The organism is Psychrobacter sp. AOP31-B2-9 (assembly GCF_052378005.1).
Classification (GTDB): domain Bacteria; phylum Pseudomonadota; class Gammaproteobacteria; order Pseudomonadales; family Moraxellaceae; genus Psychrobacter.
The window spans coordinates 1-223 of record NZ_JBQSXG010000392.1; the positions used below are offsets into that span (position 1 = coordinate 1).

The 223-nt window shown below is 40.4% G+C and carries 1 protein-coding gene; it reads left to right on the top strand.

Annotated elements, in window-relative coordinates; genetic code table 11:
* Positions 1 to 223: IS1 family transposase (locus ACT3SX_RS15775; protein WP_444761898.1), on the top strand; the 223-nt coding region annotated here is incomplete at both ends.

Below are 223 nucleotides of genomic sequence, written 5' to 3' on the forward strand. Positions count from 1 at the left end.
TTGGCTTATTTATGCTTATGATCGCGCTACCAATGAGATTGTTGCTTATGTTTGGGGCAAACGTGACCTAAAAACGGCTAAGAAGCTAAGAGCACGTTTAAAGCAACTTAAAGTAAGCTACGGCTCTATTAGCATGGATAATTGGGACAGCTTTATAACGGCCTTTAAAGGTGATCACAAACAGGTTGGCAAACAGCATACCATAGGTATAGAGGGTAATAAC